Raw genomic sequence first — 18,298 nt, 5'->3', positions numbered from 1 at the left:
TCGGCTGCGACGCCGCAGCTTCATCGCACCAACAGGAAGCACCTCGATGTCGCCCGACACCACCGTCCCCGACTCCACGGTCCCCACCTCGACTGGCCCCGCCGCCGCTGGCCCCGAAGCAGCGGCGGCCCAGGAATCCGGCCTCCCCGAATCCGCCCTCCCGGATTCTGCCGAGCCAGACCCCGCCGTTCCGGCTGGCTTCAGCGCGGAGCCCCTGAGCATCCCTTCTTCGCTCGACGATGCCGCGGCGGCGGCGTTCCACGAGATGACGGACCTGCGCAACGCCGTCACGAGGGACACGTACCGCAACGACGACTTCGTGCTGCCCGCGGAGGTGCTGCTGCCCGGGTACGAGCCGAGCGGGTACGAGCGTCGGGACGGGCGCCTCATCCGCGAGCACGGTCGACTCGTGGGGCGTGTGCTCTTCGACTTACCGCTCACCGAGGACGTCGAGATGGCGAAGATGATGCTCGAGATCCACCCGGATGCGCGCGGCCGCGGCCTCGGGGCGGCCGCGTACGAGGTCGGGGAGCTGGCGGTGCGAGATGCGGGTCGCTCGGAGATCCGCACGTGGGTGGTGCACCGGGAGGTGGCTGGGCCGCGCATCCCGTCGCCGAGCGGTGTCGGAGACATCCCGGCGCTGGACCCGGCCGCGCAGATGCTCCTGCGGCGCGGGTTCGAGCTCGGTCAGGTCGAGCGTATGAGCGTGCTCGAGCTGGGCGCCGAGCACGACGTCGCGCTGCTCGCGCTGCGCGACGGCGCCAGGGAGGCCGCGGGCGCCGACTATCGCTGCGTGTCGTGGTCGTACCCGACGCCGGACGAGTTCATCGACGGCTACGCGGTGCTGAAGGCGCGCATGAGCACGGATGCCCCGCAGGGTGACCTCGCCGAAGACGAGCAGGAGTGGGACGCGAGGCGTGTCCGCGAGGAGCTCGAGGCGACGGCGATCGCCCGCGGCGACAGCGTGCTCGTCGGGGCCGTCCAGCACGTTCCGACCGGCGAGCTGGTGGCCTTCAGCGAGCTGCAGCGGATGGATGACGGCACGAGGCGCGCCGACCAGGAGGACACGCTCGTGCTGCGCGAGCACCGCGGCAACCGGCTCGGGATGCTCGTGAAGGCGGAGAACCTGCTCGCCTGGAGGGAGCTGCACTCCGATGTCGAGCGGGTCTACACGTACAACGCCGAGGAGAACCGTCCGATGCTGAACGTCAACGAGGCGCTCGGCTTCCGGCCCTTCGTCAGCGAGGGGGCCTGGCGGAAGGTGCTCGTCTGAGCTGCGCTGTGCCCACCCGGTGACCCGCCCCGCCCCGGTAGGCTGGGGGTCTCATGACTGCATCCTCTTCTTCGCTTGTGACCACCGCTACGGGCAGCGATGTCCGTGTCCGCTTCTGCCCCTCGCCGACGGGGACCCCGCACGTCGGGCTCATCCGCACCGCCCTCTTCAACTGGGCCTACGCGAAGCACACCGGGGGCACGTTCGTGTTCCGCATCGAGGACACGGATGCGGAGCGCGACTCCGAGGAGAGCTACCAGCAGATCATCGACGGCCTCGGCTGGCTCGGGCTCGGCTGGGACGAGGGCGTGAACGTCGGCGGACCGCACGAGCCGTACCGTCAGTCGCAGCGCACCGACATCTACCTCGACGTCATCCAGAAGCTCCGCGACGCCGGCCACCTGTACGAGTCGTTCGCGACGGGTGAAGAGATCGAGGCCCGCAACGTCGCCGCCGGTCGTGACCCGAAGATGGGGTACGACAACTACGAGCGCGACCTGTCGGCCGACGAGGTCGCTCGCCTCAAGGCTGAGGGCCGCGAGCCGGCGCTGCGCCTTCGAGTGCCGGACACCGACCTCTCCTTCGACGACCTCGTGCGCGGCGAGATCACCTTCAAGGCCGGGTCGTTCCCCGACTTCGTGCTCGTGCGCCCCAACGGCAAGCCGCTCTACACGCTCGTGAACCCCGTCGACGACGCGCTCATGGGCATCACGCACGTGCTCCGCGGTGAGGACCTGCTCTCCTCGACGCCCCGCCAGATCGCGCTCTACCACGCGCTCATCGACGTGGGCGTCGCCGAGTTCATCCCGCGCTTCGGGCACCTGCCGTACGTCATGGGCGAGGGCAACAAGAAGCTCTCCAAGCGCGACCCCGAGTCGAACCTCTTCCACCACCGCGACCGCGGGTTCCTGCCGGAGGGGCTCCTCAACTACCTTTCCCTGCTGGGCTGGTCGATCGCCGCGGACCGCGACGTGTTCACGATGGACGAGATGGTCGTCGCGTTCGACGTCGAGGACGTCAACCCGAACCCCGCGCGCTTCGACCTCACCAAGGCTGAAGCCATCAACGGCGAGCACATGCGCCTCCTCGGCGCGGACGACTTCGCGCACCGCCTCGTCGCTCCGCTGCAGCTCGCCGGCGTGCTCCCACTCGAGCCGACCGATGCGCAGCTCGCGCTCCTCGGGCGTGCGGCGCCGCACGTTCAGGAGCGCATGCAGCTCCTCGGCGAGGCTCCCGAGATGCTCGGCTTCCTCTTCGTGGATGCCGCTGACCTCGTGGTCGAGGACACGGCCGTCGGCTCGCTCAAGGGCGACGTGACGGGTGTGCTCGACGCCTCCATCGCGGCCCTCGACGCGCTCGAGGCGCCGGAGGCGTGGACGACCGAGAACATCGAGGCCGCCCTCCGTGGGGCGCTCATCGAGGGGCTGGGTCTCAAGCCGCGCGTCGCGTTCGGCCCGATCCGCGTGGCCGTCTCCGGCCGCAAGGTCTCCCCGCCGCTCTTCGAGTCGCTGGAGCTGCTGGGCCGCGAGCAGTCGCTCGCCCGCATGCGCTCGCTCGTCTCGCGCCTCGCCGCGTAGCCGACGCCGCGCCGCTCAGGCTGGGCGCGGCGCTTCGGTTCGGCTCCGCGCTCTGGCTCGGCTCCGCGTCGGGCATCCGCTTCTCGTCTCGGGATGGGTAGCGCGCTTCCGGGTGGGTTCTTTCCCATCTCGACGTGCGTTCCCCATCCCGAGACTCGTTTGTGGGGGAGTGGGCTCGCTCGCGGGGTGGGCGTTCATGCCGTCGACTCGCGCCGCCCTCGCACGTCGCGGCGGGTGAGGCTAACCTAAGAGGATGCCCGCTGTGCTGAGCTGGTGGGCGCGAGACTCCGGGAGGACCGCATGACCGAGGCGTTGGGCACGCACTATGACGTCGTCGTCATCGGGGGTGGCCCTGCCGGGCTGCAGGCCGCGCTGATCCTCGCGCGGCACCGCTACTCGACCCTGGTGCTCGACGGCAATCGGCCCCGCCACTCGGCGACACTTGAAGCCCACGGGTTCCTGACCCGCGACCACACCCCTCCGAACGAGCTGCGCAGGCTCGGCCGCGAGGATGTGGAGGCCTACGAGGATGCTGAGATCCAGTTCGCCCAGGTCACGCGGGTCCGGGCGCTCACGGAAGAGGAGGTCGTCGGCGCGGAGGTGTCACAGGGGTCGGCATTCGAGGGCTCGTTCGGCTTCGTCGCCGGTGGGGTGGCCAGCGCTGGTGGGCAGTCGATGACCGCCGACCCACGTGAGATCGCGTCGCGCCGCCGTGACGGCGTGCGGGTTCCGTACCGCTTCGCGGTCGAGGCGAAGGGCGTGCGCGGCACGCCCGCGCGAGCGGTGTTCGCGCGCTCGGTCGTCTTCGCGACCGGCCTCACCGAAGTGCTGCCCGCCCTGCCCATGCTGCGCGCGTTCTACGGAACGAGCATCCACAGCTGCGTCGAGTGCGACGGATGGACGCAGCGCGACCGCCGAGTCTCGGTCATCGCGGCACCCGGCGTCACCGACCTGTACGAGCGGGCGGTGCAGCTCACGCGCTTCACCGGAGCGCTCACGGTTTTCGCGGCCGAGGGGCAGCTCGCCGAGCTGCAGGAGCTCGACCTGGTCGAACGCGGAGTGGTCGTCGAGACGCGTGACGTCGTCGACGTCGAGGGCGGACCGGGTGGCGTGACGGGGGTTGCACTCGCCGACGGCGACGTCGTGACCGCCGAGGCCGTGTTCGTGAGGCCCGACTACGTCGCGAAGCTCGACTTCGCGAGCGAGCTCGGCATCGAGTTCGACGGCTCCGGCCTCGTGGCGGCGGATGCGCAGGGGCGCACGAGCGTGCCCGGCATCTACGCGACGGGCGAGCTGACCGGCCCGGGTCCACAGATGCTCATCGTCGCCGCGGGCAACGGGGCACAGACCGGCATGGCGGTCGACCGGGACCTGCTGGGCCTCTGAGTCGAGGGCGCGACTGGCGCGACCCGGTCGTTCGACGCGCTGATTTGTCCAGCCTCCGGGAGTGCGCTATGCTCTCTGAGGCGCTTCGGTGCCAGTGGGGTATGGTGTAATTGGCAACACGGAGGTTTCTGGTACCTTTGTTCTTGGTTCGAGTCCAGGTACCCCAGCAAGTGTGAACACCACAAATGTGAACATGACGAAAAGGCCCCGCTGAGCGGGGCCTTTCGTGTATCTCCTTGGGCACGCGCTGTATCTCTTCGGCCATGCGGGAGAGCCCAGCGCCGCCCAGCAGCGCCGCCCGGACGCTACCCCGAGACGCTGCCGGCCGGCACCAATGCCTCGGCGCCCGCATCGGCACTCGCACTCGCTCCCGTATCTGCTCCTGCGCCAGTGCCTGCGTGCGCATCCGCGCCCGCCTCGTCCAGCGGTTCTCCCGCGGGCATCAGGCGCGAGTAGTCGCCGAACGCGTCGATCTTCGCGCCCTGCTCGTGAAGGAGTGCCGTGAGCCGTTCGATCTGCTCGACCTCGAGCGGGCGGCGTCTGGCGCGCTCGCGACGCGCGAGGAGGTCGAGGAACTGCGCCTCGTCGGCGACGACGGCCGTTCGGTCGGCTGATGGCGTGAGCGTCGCGGCATCGGTGTAGACGGTCGCGGTGGCGTTCGAGTAGAAGACGCAGGTGTCGACGGCGATGGACTCGCCGAGGGTCTGCTCGCTGAAGCGCGCGAGGTGCGTCGCGTGTGCGAGCGCCTGGCTGCGCGGTGCTGACGGCCCGAGGTGCGTCAGCACCCGGAGCGAGCCCTCCGGGGCGCCGCCGCCCGGGGCGGTGAAGCCTGCGGTGGCGGAGGCGCCGCTCGTGATCTGCAGGGCGAACGGTGGACGCAGCGCCACATCGTCGACGAGGTTCCCGAAGGCAGGCTGCGCCTCGCTGGGCCGGACCCCGTCGAAGATGATGCCGTCCCAGGTTCTGTGGTCGACGAGGAGGGCGCCCGCGTCGGTGAGCAGCACGTGGTCGAGCTGGATGACGTGGCGGTTGGTGCTCATGCCCTCCTGGACGAGGATGAACGTGCGAGTCGCGAGCACGCCGTTCAGCCCGAGCGTTGCGCTGGCCCGCAGGATCGCCTCCCGGGACACGAGTTCGGTCTCGATGGAACGCCTGGCGCGGTCCTTGAGGAAGTCGACGAGCATCCGCCGGTCTTGGAACGCGGCCTCGTGCTGGAGCGCGAGGTGCTCGAGGCGCGCCTCGGCATCTTCCTGGAGCTCCTGCTTCTGCTGCCGGAGTTCCGCGTGGGCGCGCTCGGCCTCGGCGGTGAGCGCCTTGCGCTCGACCTCGGCGGCGTTCTGCCGCTCGTCGAGCGTCGCCCGCCAGCGCCTGTTCGCGCGCATCCGAACCACGAGCGCGATGATGACTGCAACCGTCGCCCCGAGCACAAAGCTCAGCGCAACCCACCCCTGAATCTCCATCCGCCCAGTACAGCACCGGCCACCGACATCGCCGGGAGTGGCGACCGGCACGTCGGCCCGCGAGGCCGAAACGGGGAGTTCGACGGGGAGTTTCCCCGCGAATCCCCGGGGCGAGGCGGCGGGGAGCACTTCACTAGGCTGGCGGGACCCCGATCTCCCCCTTCGAGAGGATCCACCGTGCGAGTACTTGTCACCAGTTCCCGGAACACGTTTGCGCTCGACATCATCCGCAAGCTCGGCAGCACTGGCCACACGGTGTTCGCGAGCGACACGTACGAGGGGGCCATCGGCAGCCACTCGAGGTACCTCGCGGGGCACTTCGTGACGAACTCGCCGCGCGCCAAGACGGACGAGTTCATCGCCGACGTCGCGAAGATCGCAGCAGAGCAGCACATCGATGTCGTCATCCCGACATTTGAGGAGGCCTTCTACCTCGCCGCCCGCGGCCACGAGCTTCCCGACGGCACGAGCGTGTTCACGGGCGGTTTCGAGCAGCTCGCGCGCCTCCACGACAAGGCCAGCTTCAAGCGGCTCGCGCAGGAGGCAGGCGTGCCGGTGCCCGAGACGATCGTCGCGACGAGCCACGAGGAGCTGCTCGCGGCCATCGACACGTACCCGAAGTTCTTCGCTCGCGCCGCGTTCTCGCGCGGCGGCGTCGGGCTCCTCACCAACACGGGTCCGCTCGCGGGCAAGATGTCGGTCGACGAGGCTGCGCCGACGCCCGATCAGCCGTGGCTCGTGCAGCCCTTCGTGGACGGCCCCATGATCTGCACGTACAGCATCGTCGTCGATGGCCGCGTCACGGCGCACTGCACGTACCGCGCACCCGAGCAGTGGGCGCACAGCACTGGCATCTCGTTCCTCGCGATCGACAGCACGGAGACGCTCGACTACACGCAGCGGCTCGTCGACACCCTCGACCCGAACTACACGGGCCAGCTGTCGTTCGACTTCGTCGACAACGATGGCGGGCTCTTCGCGATCGAATGCAACCCGCGGCCCACCAGCGGTGTCATCCTGCTCGAAGCCGACGAGGTCTCGGCCGCCTTCCAGGGCACGAACTCCGAGCCGTTCGTCGTGGCGCCTGGCGTCGAACGTCAGGTGAAGCTGGCGGTGCTGGCGGATGCGTTCGCCGAGCCCATCAAGCACCTCCCGAAGTCGCTCCACGACCTGCTGCACGTGCGCGACATCGGCGCGGGCTGGCACGACGAGCTCGCGATGCTGTGGAGCCCGGCGACGATCGTGCACGGTGCGCAGCTCACGCACGGTGAGCGCAAGGAGCTGCTCGCGGCGCTCGGCGACGACATCGTCTGGAACGGGGAGCCGATCGACGGGATGCTCCCCGAGGATCGCGTCGCGCTCGAGGCAGTGCACGAGCAGCGCGTCTGAGCAGCGCCAGACCCCTGCTCGGCCCCGCCGCGCCCCTGAGCCCGGCTGAACCCAGCTGAGCCCCGTTGAACGAGACTCCGCCCCGCATCCATCGTGGATGCGGGGCGGAGTCGTCGAGATCTGCTGGAGTCGTAGCTCAGGCGATCGCGCGGTAGTGGAAGTAGTAGCCGGTGTCAGTGAAGCCGCCCTGCTGCGGGTAGTACGTGCATCCCTGGCTGATCTTCGTCCAGGAGGAGATGTACGTGATCTTGGCCGCCTCGCACTCGCTCGCTGTCGAGAAGGGCCCGACGCTCATGTTGGCGGTGGCTGCCTGCGCGGCGGTCGCCCCGCCGAACATGAGGCCGCCCGCGACGACGGCACCGGCGATGACAGTGGACACTCGCTTCTTGAAATGAACCATGTCCCGACCCTAGGCACGGGGCTTGAGTGGTGCCTCCGTCATGCTGGGACACCCGTGCGAAGGGGTTGCGGGGACGTCGTCACTGTGGATCAGTCGCCGGGTCGAGTGCTGCGCGCCGCTCGTGACGATGCTCACGGATCGACAGGTACACGCGGTGCGCGAAGATCACGAACGCGAGCCAGGCCGCGCCGAGCACCCAGCCGGCGAGCACATCCGTGAACCAGTGGTGCCCGAGATATACGCGCGAGATTCCGACCGTGATCGCGAAGACCACCGCGCCGAGCGCGATGAGTACCCGTGCGCGCTTGGTCTGTCGCCGCAGGATGAGCAGGTACGCGATGACCCCGACGACCGCCACCGCGTTGAGGGTGTGCCCGCTGGGGAACGACGCCGAGTGCTCGTACGGCGGCACGGCTTCCGCCTGGTCCGGGCGGACTCGGCCGATGAGGTTCTTCCCTGCGACCGTCATGAGCAGCGACCCGCCGCCCGCGGCGACGATGAGGATCACGGGCGTCCAGGAGCGGCGCCGGATGGAGAGGATGAGGAGCGCGGCGACTGCGATGATGGGCATGCCGATCTGCCCGGCGATGTCGGTGTACGCCGTGATGAGCATGTCGGCGAGCGGCGCTCGCAGGGTGATGGCGTAGTCGAGGAGGGGCTGGTCGAGGCCGGCCACGCCGTCGCTGTCGGTGACGTTCTCGTAGATCTCGGCCGCGAGCGCACTGAGCCCGATCACGATCGCGAGTCCGATCACGAGCAGCAGGATGAGTGCGCTGTTGGGGCCGACCCGTTCGCCCACGCGCTGGACGCCGTTCGTGATGGCGCGTGCAGCCCTCGAGTCTGGCCGCTTGGGGGTTCCGTTGCCTCGTGCGGTGTCCTGGGCGAGCTCGCCCCGAACTCCCTGGGTCGTCTCGTCGGGTTCGCTCACGACGTCTAACCTAGGCGGCGATGCTCCGGCCGTCGGTCAGGAGGCCTCGACATCCACGCTCCTGTGCCGGTCGCGGACGGTCTCCGCGGCGCGGGGCCGCGCGAGGTCGCCGGCCCCGCAGCCCGCCGCGCGCTAGTTCGAGTAGAGGCCCACGACTCGGTTCTGCTCGAGGATGGCGTGCGCGTAGCCGTCGAGGAACTCCTCGCGTGAGGGGGTTCCCTCGACGTGGTGGTCGAGCGCGTAGACGGTGAAGAAGTAGTGGTGGTCGCCGTGGCCAGCTGGCGGCTTGGGCCCCATGTACTCGGCCTTCCCCGCGGTGTTCTCGGCGACGCGTGCATGGTCGGCGCCCGTGTCCACGACGCCATCATTGGCGGGGAGCCCGTAGACGATCCAGTGGGTGAAGCCGAGGGGGAGCGGTGCATCCGGGTCGTGGACGATGAGGGCGAGCTCGACGGCTTCCGCGGGCACTCCGGTGATCTCGAGGCGCGGGGCAGCGTTCCCTCCGTCGGCCGCGAACTGGTCGGCGAGGCGAGTGCCAGCCTCGAAGTCGGGGCTGGTGATCTTGAGATCGGCGATGTTGAGCGACATGGAGATTCCTTCGCGTTCGGGGGCGATGGCGGATGCGCACCAGCCTCCAAGTGTGTCCGAGCAGTCTCCGAGATTCCTCGGCGAACGGGGCAGCTTCTGGCCGCATTTGCCCCTCGCGGAAGTGGGCCCGGCGCTCTCTTCGGGTAACGTTGCACCCCGTTTGCCTTCCCCCAAGAGAAACGGATGATCCCAACGCCATGAGCTCACAGGACACACCACCCTCCTTGATCGGACCGCAGCGCAAGCCGGTGACGCGCATCATCCGGGAGGTGATCGATCCTGATCCGGTGCATCCGGCCCTCATCCCCGGCATCGGCATCGAGCAGACCGGCCGCTCGTTCCGCACGAACTGGTGGGTCTTCGGTGTTGCCGGTGCTGGCGTCGTCGCGGTCATCGCCTGGGCGCTCCTCGACCCCGAGAGCATCTCTGCCATCGGTTCGGTTTCGCTGGATTGGGTGACGGAGAACTTCGGTTGGCTGTTCTCGGCGTTGACGATCATCGTCGCCGTCTTCATGCTGGTCGTCGGCTACGGGCGAACGGGCGGTGTCAGGCTCGGCGCCGACGACGAGACGCCGGAGTTCTCAAGAGTGTCCTGGATCGCGATGCTCTTCTCCGCTGGCATCGGCATCGGGCTGCTCTTCTACGGCCCCATGGAGCCCCTCACCTACTTCCTGGCACCGCCGCATGGCTTCGATGTCGAGCCGGGGACTGTGGATGCCATGCACACGGCAATCGCGCAGACGGTGCTCCACTGGGGGCCGATGGCTTGGGCCTACTACGCGCTCGTGGGCGGGGCGATCGCCTACGCCGCGTATCGGCGGGGGCGGCCTCCGCTGATCTCGGCCCTCTTCGACTCGGTCTTCTCGCAGCGCACGCAGGGCTGGTTCGGTCCGCTGATCGACATCTTCGCGATCCTGGTCACACTGTTCGGGACGGCCGTCTCGCTGGGTATCGGTGCCCTGCAGATCGCGTCGGGTGTGGAGATGGTGACCGGAATCGGTGAGTTGGGCAACGGCTTCATCATCGGTGCGATCGCGGTGCTCACGGCCCTCTTCATCCTGTCGGCGGTCTCGGGCGTGAAGCGCGGCATCCGTGTGCTCTCGAACATCAACATGGTGGTGGCGGGCCTCCTCGGGGTGTTCGTGCTCATCGCTGGGCCGACCCTCCTGCTGCTGAACATCATCCCCTCCGCTGGTGTCGCCTTCTTCAGCGAGCTCGGCACGATGCTGATGCGGAACCCGTCGATGGGCGAGGACACCGAAGCGTTCATGCAGGCCTGGACGACGTACTACTGGGCCTGGTGGGTGTCGTGGACGCCGTTCGTCGGCCTGTTCATCGCGAAGATCTCGCGGGGGCGGACGCTGCGTGAGTTCGTCACTGTCGTTGTCGTCGTGCCTTCTGCCGTCTGCCTGGTCTGGTTCGGGATCGTCGGTGGAACGACGATGTGGATGGAGATGCAGGGGACGGCCGTGAGCGAAGCGGGGTCGCCTGAGGCGCAGCTCTTCACGGTTCTGGCTGAGCTCCCCTTCGGCGCTATCACGAGTGTTGTCGCTCTTGTGTCGATTGTCATCTTCTTCGTCACGTCGGCTGATTCGGCCTCCATCGTCATGGGCTCCATGAGCCAGGTCGGCAAACCGGAGCCGTCGCGTTGGGTCACGATCTTCTGGGGCCTCATGCTCGGCCTCATCGCGGCGTCGCTGCTGCTCGCCGGCGGACGGGATGCGCTCTCCGGGCTGCAGGCGATCATGGTCGTCACGGCGTTGCCGTTCGCGTTCGTCGTCATGGGCATCATGTGGGCGTGGGCGAAGGACCTGCGTACGGACCCGTACATGATGCGTCGTCGCTACGCGCGGGAGGCGATCGACGAGGGTGTGCGCGCCGGCATCGCCGAGCACGGGGACGACTTCGTGTTCGGGGCGAGCGTCGTCGAGGCGGAGCACGGGGCTGGCGCCTGGCTGGACTCCGAGGATCCGGCGCTCACCGAGTGGTACACGGACGCGACGACGGGCATGCTCGACGTCGTGAAGGGCGAGGAGGCGTCGACTGACGGCGAGGCGTCGACGCCGTCCCCTGAGTCGGGGGAGCAGGCCCGGATCGAGGCGCCTGCTTCCCGTGAGGCGCTCGAGTCGGGCGGCGCCGAGCGGGATGGCGATGGCGACGCCGACGCCGACGGCGACGCCGACGGCGACCGGGACCGTGTCGGCGTCTGACGCGACGGCATCCGAGGTCTCCGCCGTCGTGGCATGCTCTGAGCTGACATTCCCTGCCAGGACTCAGCGCCTGCCTCACGAAGGAGCCCCCTCATGACCGAACGCACGAACATCTCCTCCGGTTCGCCCTACGAGGCGACGGTTGGCTACTCGAGGGCCGTGAGGGTCGGCAGCCACGTCTTCGTGGCGGGCACGACGGCGCCGGGAGTCGACGCTGAGGAGCAGGCGAGGGAGATCTTCGAGCGCATCGGCGCCGCGCTCGAGCAGGCCGGCGCCAGCCTCGCGGACGTCGTGCGCACTCGGGTGTTCCTCGTCGATATCGAGCGCGATTTCGAGTCCGTCGGTGCCGTGCATGGCGAGGTCTTCGGCGAGATCCGCCCGGCGTGCGCGTTCATCGGCACCGCCGGCCTTGTCGCGAAGGACCTCCTGCTCGAGGTCGAGGTCGACGCGATCATCAGCGAATAGCTGCTGCCTGCGCGGGGTCGAGTCCGGCCCCGCGCACGAGCGCCCGCCAAGGCCTAGGAGCCCAGGGTCCTAGGGCCTCACGGTGCTCTCGATGAGGGTCGCGGCGCCGAGCAGCTCCGGGATGCGCGCGGCGAGCCCCCGGCGCGGGAGCCGGTCGAGCGCGGCGGATGCCGCGGGCAGCGAATGCTCGCGCCCGCGGACGAGCGCTCGGATGGCGTTGAGCAGGACCAGCGGGTGGGACTCGAGGGCCGAGTGGCCGTTCTCGATGTGCACGAGCACCGCATCCTGAGCCGTGGCGGCGACCGCCCGCGCGATGGGCGGCGGGGTGCGCAGGTCGCGCCTGCCGACGAGCAGCACGAGCGGCCACGGGAACTTGGGCGTCTCCTCGGCGAGGTCGAAGGGTTCGCCCGCGAAGGCGGGGAAGAGGTCGGCGATCTCCGAGTAGGTGAGCGCGGGGTCGAGGGGCAGCCCGTCGGGGTGGCCGCCGTAGCCGAGCTCCCGGAAGCCGATGACGCCGGACAGGTCGAACTCGTAGATGCCGGGGAAGCGGGCGATGGAACGGTCGCGGGTCGCGTACAGCTGCAGGGCGCTCCAGGCTGCGGTGTGCGCGTGGTTCGCGCGCTGCCGGAGCACGGGGAGGAGGAGCTCGTCGCCGCCCAGCTCGTAGGCGGCGCGGGCCACGTCGAGCAGGATGCGCGAGTCGACGCCGGCGTCGATGAGCGCGTGCGTCGCCTCTGCGGCGGCTGTGTCGGCGTGCCAGAACAGTTCGCGCACCGTGTGCCGCTCCAGGTTCAGGGACTCGGCGGACTGCAGGGCGGAGTCGAGCAGCATGCCGGCGACGCGGTCCGGGTGCCTGGCGCCGAACGCCGACGCGAGGTACGTGCCGTAGGAGGCGCCGACGATGTGCGCTTGCGCGATGCCCTCCCGGTCGAGCACGGCCGCGATGTCGTCGATCACCTCGATGATGTTCATCGCGGAGCTCGGCAGGTCGTGCCCGCCCAAGTCGGTGCGGGAGAAGCCGATGCCGCGGTGCTCGACCATGATGACGTCGAGGCCGCCCTGCGCGGCGCGTCTTCGGAAGCCGAGGTATGGGAGCAGTGAGCCGAGGCCGGGCCCGCCCGGGATCACGACGACCGGGGTCGACCCCCGCGGTCCACCTCGCGTGTAAGCCAGGTCGAAGTCCGGCGTGGTGTCCGTGGCAGGGCGGCGCAGGTGACGCGCGTGCCGGTCGGCGAGCTGCGGGGGGATCTGCTGGGCCACGCGCTCAAGCTAGCAGGGGAGGGCGCGACCGGTCTGGGGGTCCCGGCGGTGCCTCAGCGACGTGGCTGAGATCTGCGGCGTCGCGCGAGAATCCACCCAACGACGATGGTCGTGATCACGGCGGCGAGCCACAGCCATCCGTTGGTCTGGTTGCCCGCGAAGCCGAGCTGCGAGACCTCGCAGGAGGTGTGCGCCGGGTCGGGGGCGTCGAGGCAGGTCGTCGACGTGTACACCGGTGCCAGCGCGAGCGAGATGAGGATCGCGGTCACGGCCGTCCACAGCCAGATCCGGGCCGTGGAGGGTGGGCGCAGGAAAGGCGGCGTCACGAGGCCCGCCCCTCGGGCCCGATCGCTGAGCCGGGTTGCGGTGGCGGTGGCGTCGCACGCTGCGCTCGAACGAAGCGCAGGACGACGACGACGATGATGATGGGCGCCCCGATAGCCGCACCGAGTGCGCTGAACCAGAGCGAGAAGCCGGTGGGAATTCCGGCGGGCGAGTGCCGCAGGTCGAGGCAGGTCTCCGGCGCGCCGACGAGCTGGCCGCAGTGCTCCTCCAGCGCGACCGGCAGGAACACCCACGTCGCCAGCCCCACCCCGAGCAGGATGATGACGGTCAGGAGCGTCCAGAAGCGACCCGGTCGGCGTCGCTGGTCGGCAGTCATGCGTCATGTCTACCGGATCGGGCCGCCCGCACCTATCCGACCGCGAAGCCGCCGTTGCTGGACAGTACCTGCCCGTTGATCCAGGCTCCCTGCGGTGAGAGCAGGAACCGCACGAGGTTCGCGGTGTCCTCCGCCGTCCCGAGGCGACCGGCGGGCGTCGCCTCCCGGCACCAGGCGCGGGTCGCGTCGTCCATCCACCCCGTGTCGATCGGGCCGGGATTGATGACGTTCGCGCGAACACCCCTGTCGGCGAGCTCCGCCGCCGCCGCTGTGACGATTCGATCGAGCGCGCCCTTGCTGGCGCCGTACGGCAGGTTCCCGATGATGTGATCGCTCGTGAGGGCGACGATGCTGGCACGAGCATCGCCCGTTGGGGCTGTCGAGGGCAGCTGCTCGGCGAAGGCCTTGATGAGCAGCCACGTCGCCCGCGCGTTGACGGCGAAGTGGCGGTCCCAGCTGTCGATGCTCGTCGTGAGGATGGAGCTGTCGACGGATTCGGCGTGCGACATGACGAGCCCCGAGACCGTGCCGAGGGTCTGCGCCCTGCCGATGAGCATGGCCGGAACCGCCGGGTCGCTCAGGTCGCCCTCGACGAGTTCCACGGATGCGCCCAGTTCGCGGCATTCCTGCGCCACGGACTGGGGGTCGTCACCGGACCGCTCGAGACCGAGCCGCTCGTCGTACGCCTGCCAGTGATTGAGCGCGAGGTGCCAGCCGTCTCGAGCCAGACCGACCGCCAGCGCGGCGCCGATGGAGCGGCGGCGGCCGACACCGGTGACGAGGGCGACCCTGGGCTCTCCTGCGATGCTCATGCACCCACGGTACGAGGTGCGGCGCGGGAGGGGAGGGGCGGCATCCGCTATCGCTGAGGTGCCTCGACGTCGACGAAGGCGATGTCCGGCATGAAGCCGGCGTCGTCAGCTACGACCGCCCCGGGGACGGGCTCGATCCACACCGCCGACTCGGGCAGCACAAGCGCTGCCGTGCCCGCCGCTGTCGGTTGGGGAATCTCGACGAAGCCGCCACCGGCGCTGGCAGCGCCGAGCAGGCTGGAGCGCAGACCGTCGATCGCGTTCTCGCCGACGACGAAGTCGCGGCCGTTGATGTGCACGAGATAGTCCATGGGCTCCTCTTGGCGAACGCGGTGACGCGGCGGTGAGTGAATCCTCACCCAACTCCCGATTCGAGGCGCGGGCAACGGCGTTGACAGGCAGGGCCCCCATCGGATAACGCGAGCCTGTGAGATCAGGTGAGCGCATAGGGAATGAGTCGCTCGCGTGCGACACTCAGAGGACATCGGTACCCCCGGCCCCTCCTTCGCTTGTTCGGGGCGCACACCGAGTGGTCGAGACGGATCCGTCGCCTTGGTTTCTCACAACCCAAAGGCGACCCCATGGGATTCATGTACTACGGCAGTCAAGGGCACGAGCTGGAGATCGACGACCGCCCGCTCCTGCATCTCAAGGTCGCGCTCCTCAGCATGCTCCGGGCAGGCCACAGCGTTGCGTTCTCCATGTCGCGCCCCGTGAATCAGGGCAGCGGGCGGGAGACGCTCTGGATCAGCCCGACGACCGACCTGCGGTTCCGTTTCATCGGCGGGCGTCTTCCCGCGATCAACGACGACTGGGTGCGCGCCATCATCGCCTCCGCCAACTCGCCGGTCGGGATGCGCATCTGCCAGGAGCCTGCACCCGCCCGGGCGACGTCGCTGGCGGTGTGATCCCGCGGGACGCTCTAGGCTCGGTGCTGTGAATGCGAGCGCGAACGAAGCAGGCCAGCAGTCGGAGCGCATGCTTCGTGTCCGCGAGGCGTACCTCCGCACGCGCGAGTTGAGGGCGCGGCTCGCGGCTCTCCGCAGCGAGGACCTGCAGCTGCCCGACTCCCTGTCCCTGTCGCTCTCGGAGCGTGCAGAGCGGCAGGCCGCCGACCGTGAGCGCCTCGACGCGGAGCGCGCGACGAAGCTCGAGCTCGACGCCGCCGAGCGTGCGCTCAGCGACGCCGAGGCCGCGGTGCAGGAGTCCCTCAGCGGCAACGGCGACGACTGGATGCGCGGGGCCGGCACGCGCTGAGTGGCACGCGCTGCCCGCACGCTTAGGGGGTCCCCCTCGCAGTGCTCGGCGAATCCGCATCGTGCTCGGCAGATTCGCCTGTTCTCGGCGAATCCGCATCGTGCTTGGCAGGGCCGGGCCGTGCCCGGGGAGTACGCGCCGTTCCCCGCGGCCCCGTGCCGTTCAGGACCCCGGGTACCGGTTCGCGGCCATCACCGCTCCGACACGTGCCGTCGCCGGATAGTTGATGCTGTGGCTCTGCACGTACTCGGAGAGGCCGAGCTCCCCGAACTCTCGCCCGTGGCCGCTGACCCCGCGCCCACCCATCGGGGCTCGGAGCGAGACTCCGGCACGGTTGGCGCAGTTGATGAACGTGAACCCCGCTCGGAGTCGGCGCGCGACGGCCTGCGCTCGCGGAATGTCGACGCTCCACACTGACGAGGCAAGCCCGTGCTCGACCCCGTTCGCTCGCTCGATGGCCTCGTCGACGGTGTCGTAGGCGAGGATCGGGAGGAGCGGCCCGAACTGCTCCTCGCGGACGAGCTCGTCCGTGTCGCGCAGGCCCGTGATGATCGCGGGCCGAACCCAGTGGCCGCCGAGGGGGATGGGCTCGTCGAGCGTGCCGATCTCGGTGACGGTCCCGCCCGCATCCACTGACCGCTCGCGGAGGGCCTCGAGGCGTGCGCGCGCGTCGCCGCTGATGACGGGGCCCATCGTCACGCCCTCGACCCTTGGGTCTCCGACCCGCAGGACTCGCTCGGCGGCGGCTACGAGGTCGGCGACGAAGGCGTCGTGGCGCTCGCGGGGAACATAGACGCGCTTGATGGCCATGCACACCTGCCCGCTCGTCAGCATGGCCCCGAACACGACCCGCTCGGCGAGCTCCGGCCCCCAGTCGGCGTCGTCGAGGAGGATCGCCGCGTCGTTGCCGCCGAGTTCCATGACGGTGGGGCGGATGGTTCGCGCGGCGGCTGCTCCGATGGCTCGGGCCGCGGCGGGGCCGCCCGTGAAGGAGATGAGGTCGACGTCGGGGCTCTCGACGAGTGCACTTCCCGTCTCGCCTTCGCCGTTGACGAGGTTCAGGACACCGGCGGGCAGCCTTGCGGCGATCGCCGAGTAGAACGCGGTAACGGCGAGGGGGGCGAGCGGTGAGGGCTTGAGCACCATGGTGTTGCCGGTCATGAGCGCCGGGATGACCTTGAGGGCGGCGAGGATGACGGGCGCATTCCACGGGGTGATGGCGGCGACGACGCCCATGGGTTCGACGACGCGCAGCAGGGTTCCCTCGGCATCGTCGATGAGCTGCTCGACGCAGACCGCGTCGAGGCGCTCGGCGCAGAACTTCGAGAGGCGCCGGGCGAACTGGAACTCGCCGTGCGCGTCCTGTGCGGGCTTGCCCATCTCGCTCGCGATGAGGTGCCCGGAGTGGTCGGGGTTCGCCGCGGCGTCCTCGATCGCGTCCGAGAGCTGTCGCGCGCGGTCGGCTGCCGGGGCTGCCGCCCAGAGTGGAGCTGCGGTCCGGGCCGCGGCAAGCGCATCCCTGACCTGCTCGGGGCTCGAGTTCGCGACGGAACCGACGACGGTGCGCCCGTCGATGGGGCTGACCACTGCGAGCGACGCGGGCGATGCCACGCGGCGGCCGTTGATGAAGGAGTCGAGATGCATGGTGTCCATGATCGAGGCCCAATGCAAAGATCGCATGCAATCTATGTTGCGATCATGTGAAAAGTTCCGTTAATTGCCCCTCTGGCGTCAAAATTGCACGCAATCTAGCTGCATGGATGCACACACCACCTCTCCGAGAGTCGCCATCGTCACTGGAGGGTCCCGCGGTCTCGGCCGCGTCATGGCCCTAGCATTGCGAGCGGCGGGATATGCCGTCACGATCACCGCGAGCGGGGCATCCGCTGCCCTCGACGAAGTCGTCGCGGAGGCCGCCGAGCTGCCGGGCGGCGCTGAACTGCTGCTGCCGATGGTCGCGGACGTCAGCGACCCGAAGCGAGCGCGGGAGGTCGTCGACGCTACCGTCCAGCGATTCGGGGGTGTGCACGCCCTCGTCAACAACGCGGGACGCGGCATGCGCCTTGTCAGCGAGACGTTCACGACCGACCCCGTGCACTTCTGGGACGTGCCGGCCGCGACGTGGGCTCAGATCATCGACACCAACGTCAACGGTCCGTTCATCATGTCGCAGGCCGTGATGCCGCTCTTCCTCGCGCAGCGGGAAGGGCGGATCGTCAACGTCTCGACGAGCGCGCAGACCATGATCAGGCCCGGCTACGCACCGTACGGGCCGTCGAAGGCGGCGCTCGAGGCGATGACGCGCTCGTGGGCCACCGACCTGGCTGGCAGCGGGGTGACCGTCAACCTGCTCCTGCCGGGTGGCGCCGCCGACACGGAGCTGCTGCCCTCGGGCCCCGACAGGAAGGGTGCGGATGGCAACCTGCTGGCCCCCGACGTCATGGCGGCCCCGGCCGTCTGGCTGTGCTCGCCCGACAGCGCGCTCGTCTCCGGGGCGCGTGTCATCGCGAAGCTGTGGGATCCGGCGCTTCCGGACGCGGAGGCCTTCACCACGGCGAGCGCCTCGCACGTCGTCGCAGGCTGAGCCGCGCCCCGCGCCCGCGCCCGCGTCCCTGCGCCCGTACCGCCCACT

At 69.6% G+C, this 18,298-nt stretch carries 19 protein-coding genes and 1 tRNA gene; 10 read left to right on the top strand and 10 right to left on the bottom strand.

From position 1 onward, the window contains the following. The first annotated feature begins 46 nt into the window (after positions 1 to 46). The 4 genes from GV007_RS06320 (at position 47) to GV007_RS06305 (ending at position 4,403) form a co-directional block, all read left to right on the top strand. Entirely contained in the window at positions 47 to 1,273 is a 1,227-nt protein-coding gene (locus GV007_RS06320; protein WP_160071443.1) for a GNAT family N-acetyltransferase, read from the top strand. A gap of 53 nt (positions 1,274 to 1,326) precedes the next feature. Continuing rightward, a complete protein-coding gene (gltX, locus tag GV007_RS06315; protein WP_160071442.1) occupies positions 1,327 to 2,850 on the top strand; it encodes a glutamate--tRNA ligase in 1,524 nt (507 codons plus the stop codon). Positions 2,851 to 3,150: 300 nt separating this feature from the next. Beyond that, a complete protein-coding gene (locus GV007_RS06310; RefSeq protein WP_160071441.1) occupies positions 3,151 to 4,236 on the top strand; it encodes an NAD(P)/FAD-dependent oxidoreductase in 1,086 nt (361 codons plus the stop codon). A gap of 95 nt (positions 4,237 to 4,331) precedes the next feature. Further along, positions 4,332 to 4,403, top strand: a tRNA-Gln gene (locus GV007_RS06305). 138 nt (positions 4,404 to 4,541) lie between these two features. Here the strand turns inward: GV007_RS06305 and GV007_RS06300 are convergent. Further along, the gene (locus GV007_RS06300) at positions 4,542 to 5,696 is read right to left on the bottom strand and encodes a hypothetical protein (protein ID WP_160071440.1); all 1,155 of its coding nucleotides are present in this window, start codon (positions 5,694 to 5,696) and stop codon (positions 4,542 to 4,544) included. Positions 5,697 to 5,873: 177 nt separating this feature from the next. Here GV007_RS06300 and GV007_RS06295 point away from each other — a divergent pair, with 177 nt between their 5' ends. After that, positions 5,874 to 7,085: a carbamoyl-phosphate synthase large subunit gene (locus tag GV007_RS06295; RefSeq protein WP_160071439.1), complete on the top strand. Its 1,212-nt coding sequence runs from the start codon at positions 5,874 to 5,876 to the stop codon at positions 7,083 to 7,085. A 136-nt stretch (positions 7,086 to 7,221) separates the two neighbouring features. Here GV007_RS06295 and GV007_RS06290 read toward each other — a convergent pair whose 3' ends face one another. From GV007_RS06290 to GV007_RS06280, 3 genes are all read right to left on the bottom strand, one after another. Then, a complete protein-coding gene (locus tag GV007_RS06290) occupies positions 7,222 to 7,485 on the bottom strand; it encodes a hypothetical protein (RefSeq protein ID WP_160071438.1) in 264 nt (87 codons plus the stop codon). A 79-nt stretch (positions 7,486 to 7,564) separates the two neighbouring features. Further along, entirely contained in the window at positions 7,565 to 8,413 is an 849-nt protein-coding gene (locus GV007_RS06285) for a phosphatase PAP2 family protein (protein WP_160071437.1), read from the bottom strand. A 132-nt stretch (positions 8,414 to 8,545) separates the two neighbouring features. After that, complete coding sequence (locus GV007_RS06280; RefSeq protein WP_160071436.1) at positions 8,546 to 9,001, bottom strand: YbhB/YbcL family Raf kinase inhibitor-like protein; 456 nt, start codon at positions 8,999 to 9,001, stop codon at positions 8,546 to 8,548. Between the two features lie 197 nt (positions 9,002 to 9,198). Here GV007_RS06280 and GV007_RS06275 point away from each other — a divergent pair, with 197 nt between their 5' ends. Further along, positions 9,199 to 11,211 carry a BCCT family transporter gene (locus GV007_RS06275; protein WP_160071435.1) on the top strand — a complete coding sequence of 671 codons (2,013 nt, stop codon included), beginning with the start codon at positions 9,199 to 9,201 and terminating at the stop codon, positions 11,209 to 11,211. A 93-nt stretch (positions 11,212 to 11,304) separates the two neighbouring features. Then, positions 11,305 to 11,676, top strand: a complete 372-nt coding sequence (locus GV007_RS06270) for a RidA family protein (RefSeq protein ID WP_160071434.1) — start codon at positions 11,305 to 11,307, stop codon at positions 11,674 to 11,676. 69 nt (positions 11,677 to 11,745) lie between these two features. Here the strand turns inward: GV007_RS06270 and GV007_RS06265 are convergent, their stop codons facing one another. From GV007_RS06265 to GV007_RS06245, 5 genes are read right to left on the bottom strand one after another with little or no spacing between them, the layout of a single operon-like run. Next, positions 11,746 to 12,936, bottom strand: a complete 1,191-nt coding sequence (locus GV007_RS06265; protein ID WP_236558357.1) for an alpha/beta fold hydrolase — start codon at positions 12,934 to 12,936, stop codon at positions 11,746 to 11,748. Between the two features lie 53 nt (positions 12,937 to 12,989). Continuing rightward, positions 12,990 to 13,262, bottom strand: coding sequence for a hypothetical protein (locus GV007_RS06260; protein WP_160071433.1), 273 nt, complete (start codon positions 13,260 to 13,262; stop codon positions 12,990 to 12,992). Next, a complete protein-coding gene (locus tag GV007_RS06255; protein ID WP_160071432.1) occupies positions 13,259 to 13,597 on the bottom strand; it encodes a hypothetical protein in 339 nt (112 codons plus the stop codon). Before GV007_RS06255 ends, GV007_RS06260 begins: the two co-directional genes overlap by 4 nt. A gap of 32 nt (positions 13,598 to 13,629) precedes the next feature. Further along, on the bottom strand, positions 13,630 to 14,409 hold the full coding sequence (locus GV007_RS06250) for an SDR family oxidoreductase (protein ID WP_160071431.1): 780 nt from the start codon (positions 14,407 to 14,409) through the stop codon (positions 13,630 to 13,632). 47 nt (positions 14,410 to 14,456) lie between these two features. Continuing rightward, on the bottom strand, positions 14,457 to 14,720 hold the full coding sequence (locus tag GV007_RS06245; protein ID WP_160071430.1) for a hypothetical protein: 264 nt from the start codon (positions 14,718 to 14,720) through the stop codon (positions 14,457 to 14,459). A 270-nt stretch (positions 14,721 to 14,990) separates the two neighbouring features. Here GV007_RS06245 and GV007_RS06240 point away from each other — a divergent pair, with 270 nt between their 5' ends. Together GV007_RS06240 and GV007_RS06235 are read left to right on the top strand one after the other, a co-directional pair. Next, positions 14,991 to 15,317 carry a DUF7882 family protein gene (locus GV007_RS06240; protein WP_160071429.1) on the top strand — a complete coding sequence of 109 codons (327 nt, stop codon included), beginning with the start codon at positions 14,991 to 14,993 and terminating at the stop codon, positions 15,315 to 15,317. A 28-nt stretch (positions 15,318 to 15,345) separates the two neighbouring features. Continuing rightward, positions 15,346 to 15,666 (top strand): hypothetical protein, encoded by a 321-nt coding sequence (locus GV007_RS06235; protein WP_160071428.1) that lies wholly within the window; start codon positions 15,346 to 15,348, stop codon positions 15,664 to 15,666. Positions 15,667 to 15,828: 162 nt separating this feature from the next. Here the strand turns inward: GV007_RS06235 and GV007_RS06230 are convergent, their stop codons facing one another. Next, positions 15,829 to 17,310: an aldehyde dehydrogenase family protein gene (locus GV007_RS06230; RefSeq protein WP_160071427.1), complete on the bottom strand. Its 1,482-nt coding sequence runs from the start codon at positions 17,308 to 17,310 to the stop codon at positions 15,829 to 15,831. 112 nt (positions 17,311 to 17,422) lie between these two features. Here GV007_RS06230 and GV007_RS06225 point away from each other — a divergent pair, with 112 nt between their 5' ends. Further along, positions 17,423 to 18,250 carry an SDR family NAD(P)-dependent oxidoreductase gene (locus GV007_RS06225; RefSeq protein ID WP_160071426.1) on the top strand — a complete coding sequence of 276 codons (828 nt, stop codon included), beginning with the start codon at positions 17,423 to 17,425 and terminating at the stop codon, positions 18,248 to 18,250. Positions 18,251 to 18,298 lie beyond the last annotated feature (48 nt).

The sequence above is a fragment of the Pseudoclavibacter sp. 8L genome (genome assembly GCF_902506465.1).
GTDB lineage: Bacteria > Actinomycetota > Actinomycetes > Actinomycetales > Microbacteriaceae > Pseudoclavibacter.
Note: the sequence above shows the minus strand (reverse complement) of the source record. Positions and strands in the feature narration are given on the sequence as shown.

Coding starts and splice junctions, on each gene's coding strand:
- GV007_RS06320 (WP_160071443.1), top strand. CDS start 47: ATGTCGCCCGACACCACCGTCCCCGACTCCACGGTCCCCACCTCGACT.
- gltX (WP_160071442.1), top strand. CDS start 1,327: ATGACTGCATCCTCTTCTTCGCTTGTGACCACCGCTACGGGCAGCGAT.
- GV007_RS06310 (WP_160071441.1), top strand. CDS start 3,151: ATGACCGAGGCGTTGGGCACGCACTATGACGTCGTCGTCATCGGGGGT.
- GV007_RS06300 (WP_160071440.1), bottom strand. CDS start 5,696: ATGGAGATTCAGGGGTGGGTTGCGCTGAGCTTTGTGCTCGGGGCGACG.
- GV007_RS06290 (WP_160071438.1), bottom strand. CDS start 7,485: ATGGTTCATTTCAAGAAGCGAGTGTCCACTGTCATCGCCGGTGCCGTC.
- GV007_RS06280 (WP_160071436.1), bottom strand. CDS start 9,001: ATGTCGCTCAACATCGCCGATCTCAAGATCACCAGCCCCGACTTCGAG.
- GV007_RS06275 (WP_160071435.1), top strand. CDS start 9,199: ATGAGCTCACAGGACACACCACCCTCCTTGATCGGACCGCAGCGCAAG.
- GV007_RS06270 (WP_160071434.1), top strand. CDS start 11,305: ATGACCGAACGCACGAACATCTCCTCCGGTTCGCCCTACGAGGCGACG.
- GV007_RS06255 (WP_160071432.1), bottom strand. CDS start 13,597: ATGACTGCCGACCAGCGACGCCGACCGGGTCGCTTCTGGACGCTCCTG.
- GV007_RS06250 (WP_160071431.1), bottom strand. CDS start 14,409: ATGAGCATCGCAGGAGAGCCCAGGGTCGCCCTCGTCACCGGTGTCGGC.
- GV007_RS06245 (WP_160071430.1), bottom strand. CDS start 14,720: ATGGACTATCTCGTGCACATCAACGGCCGCGACTTCGTCGTCGGCGAG.
- GV007_RS06240 (WP_160071429.1), top strand. CDS start 14,991: ATGGGATTCATGTACTACGGCAGTCAAGGGCACGAGCTGGAGATCGAC.
- GV007_RS06230 (WP_160071427.1), bottom strand. CDS start 17,310: ATGCATCTCGACTCCTTCATCAACGGCCGCCGCGTGGCATCGCCCGCG.
- GV007_RS06225 (WP_160071426.1), top strand. CDS start 17,423: ATGGATGCACACACCACCTCTCCGAGAGTCGCCATCGTCACTGGAGGG.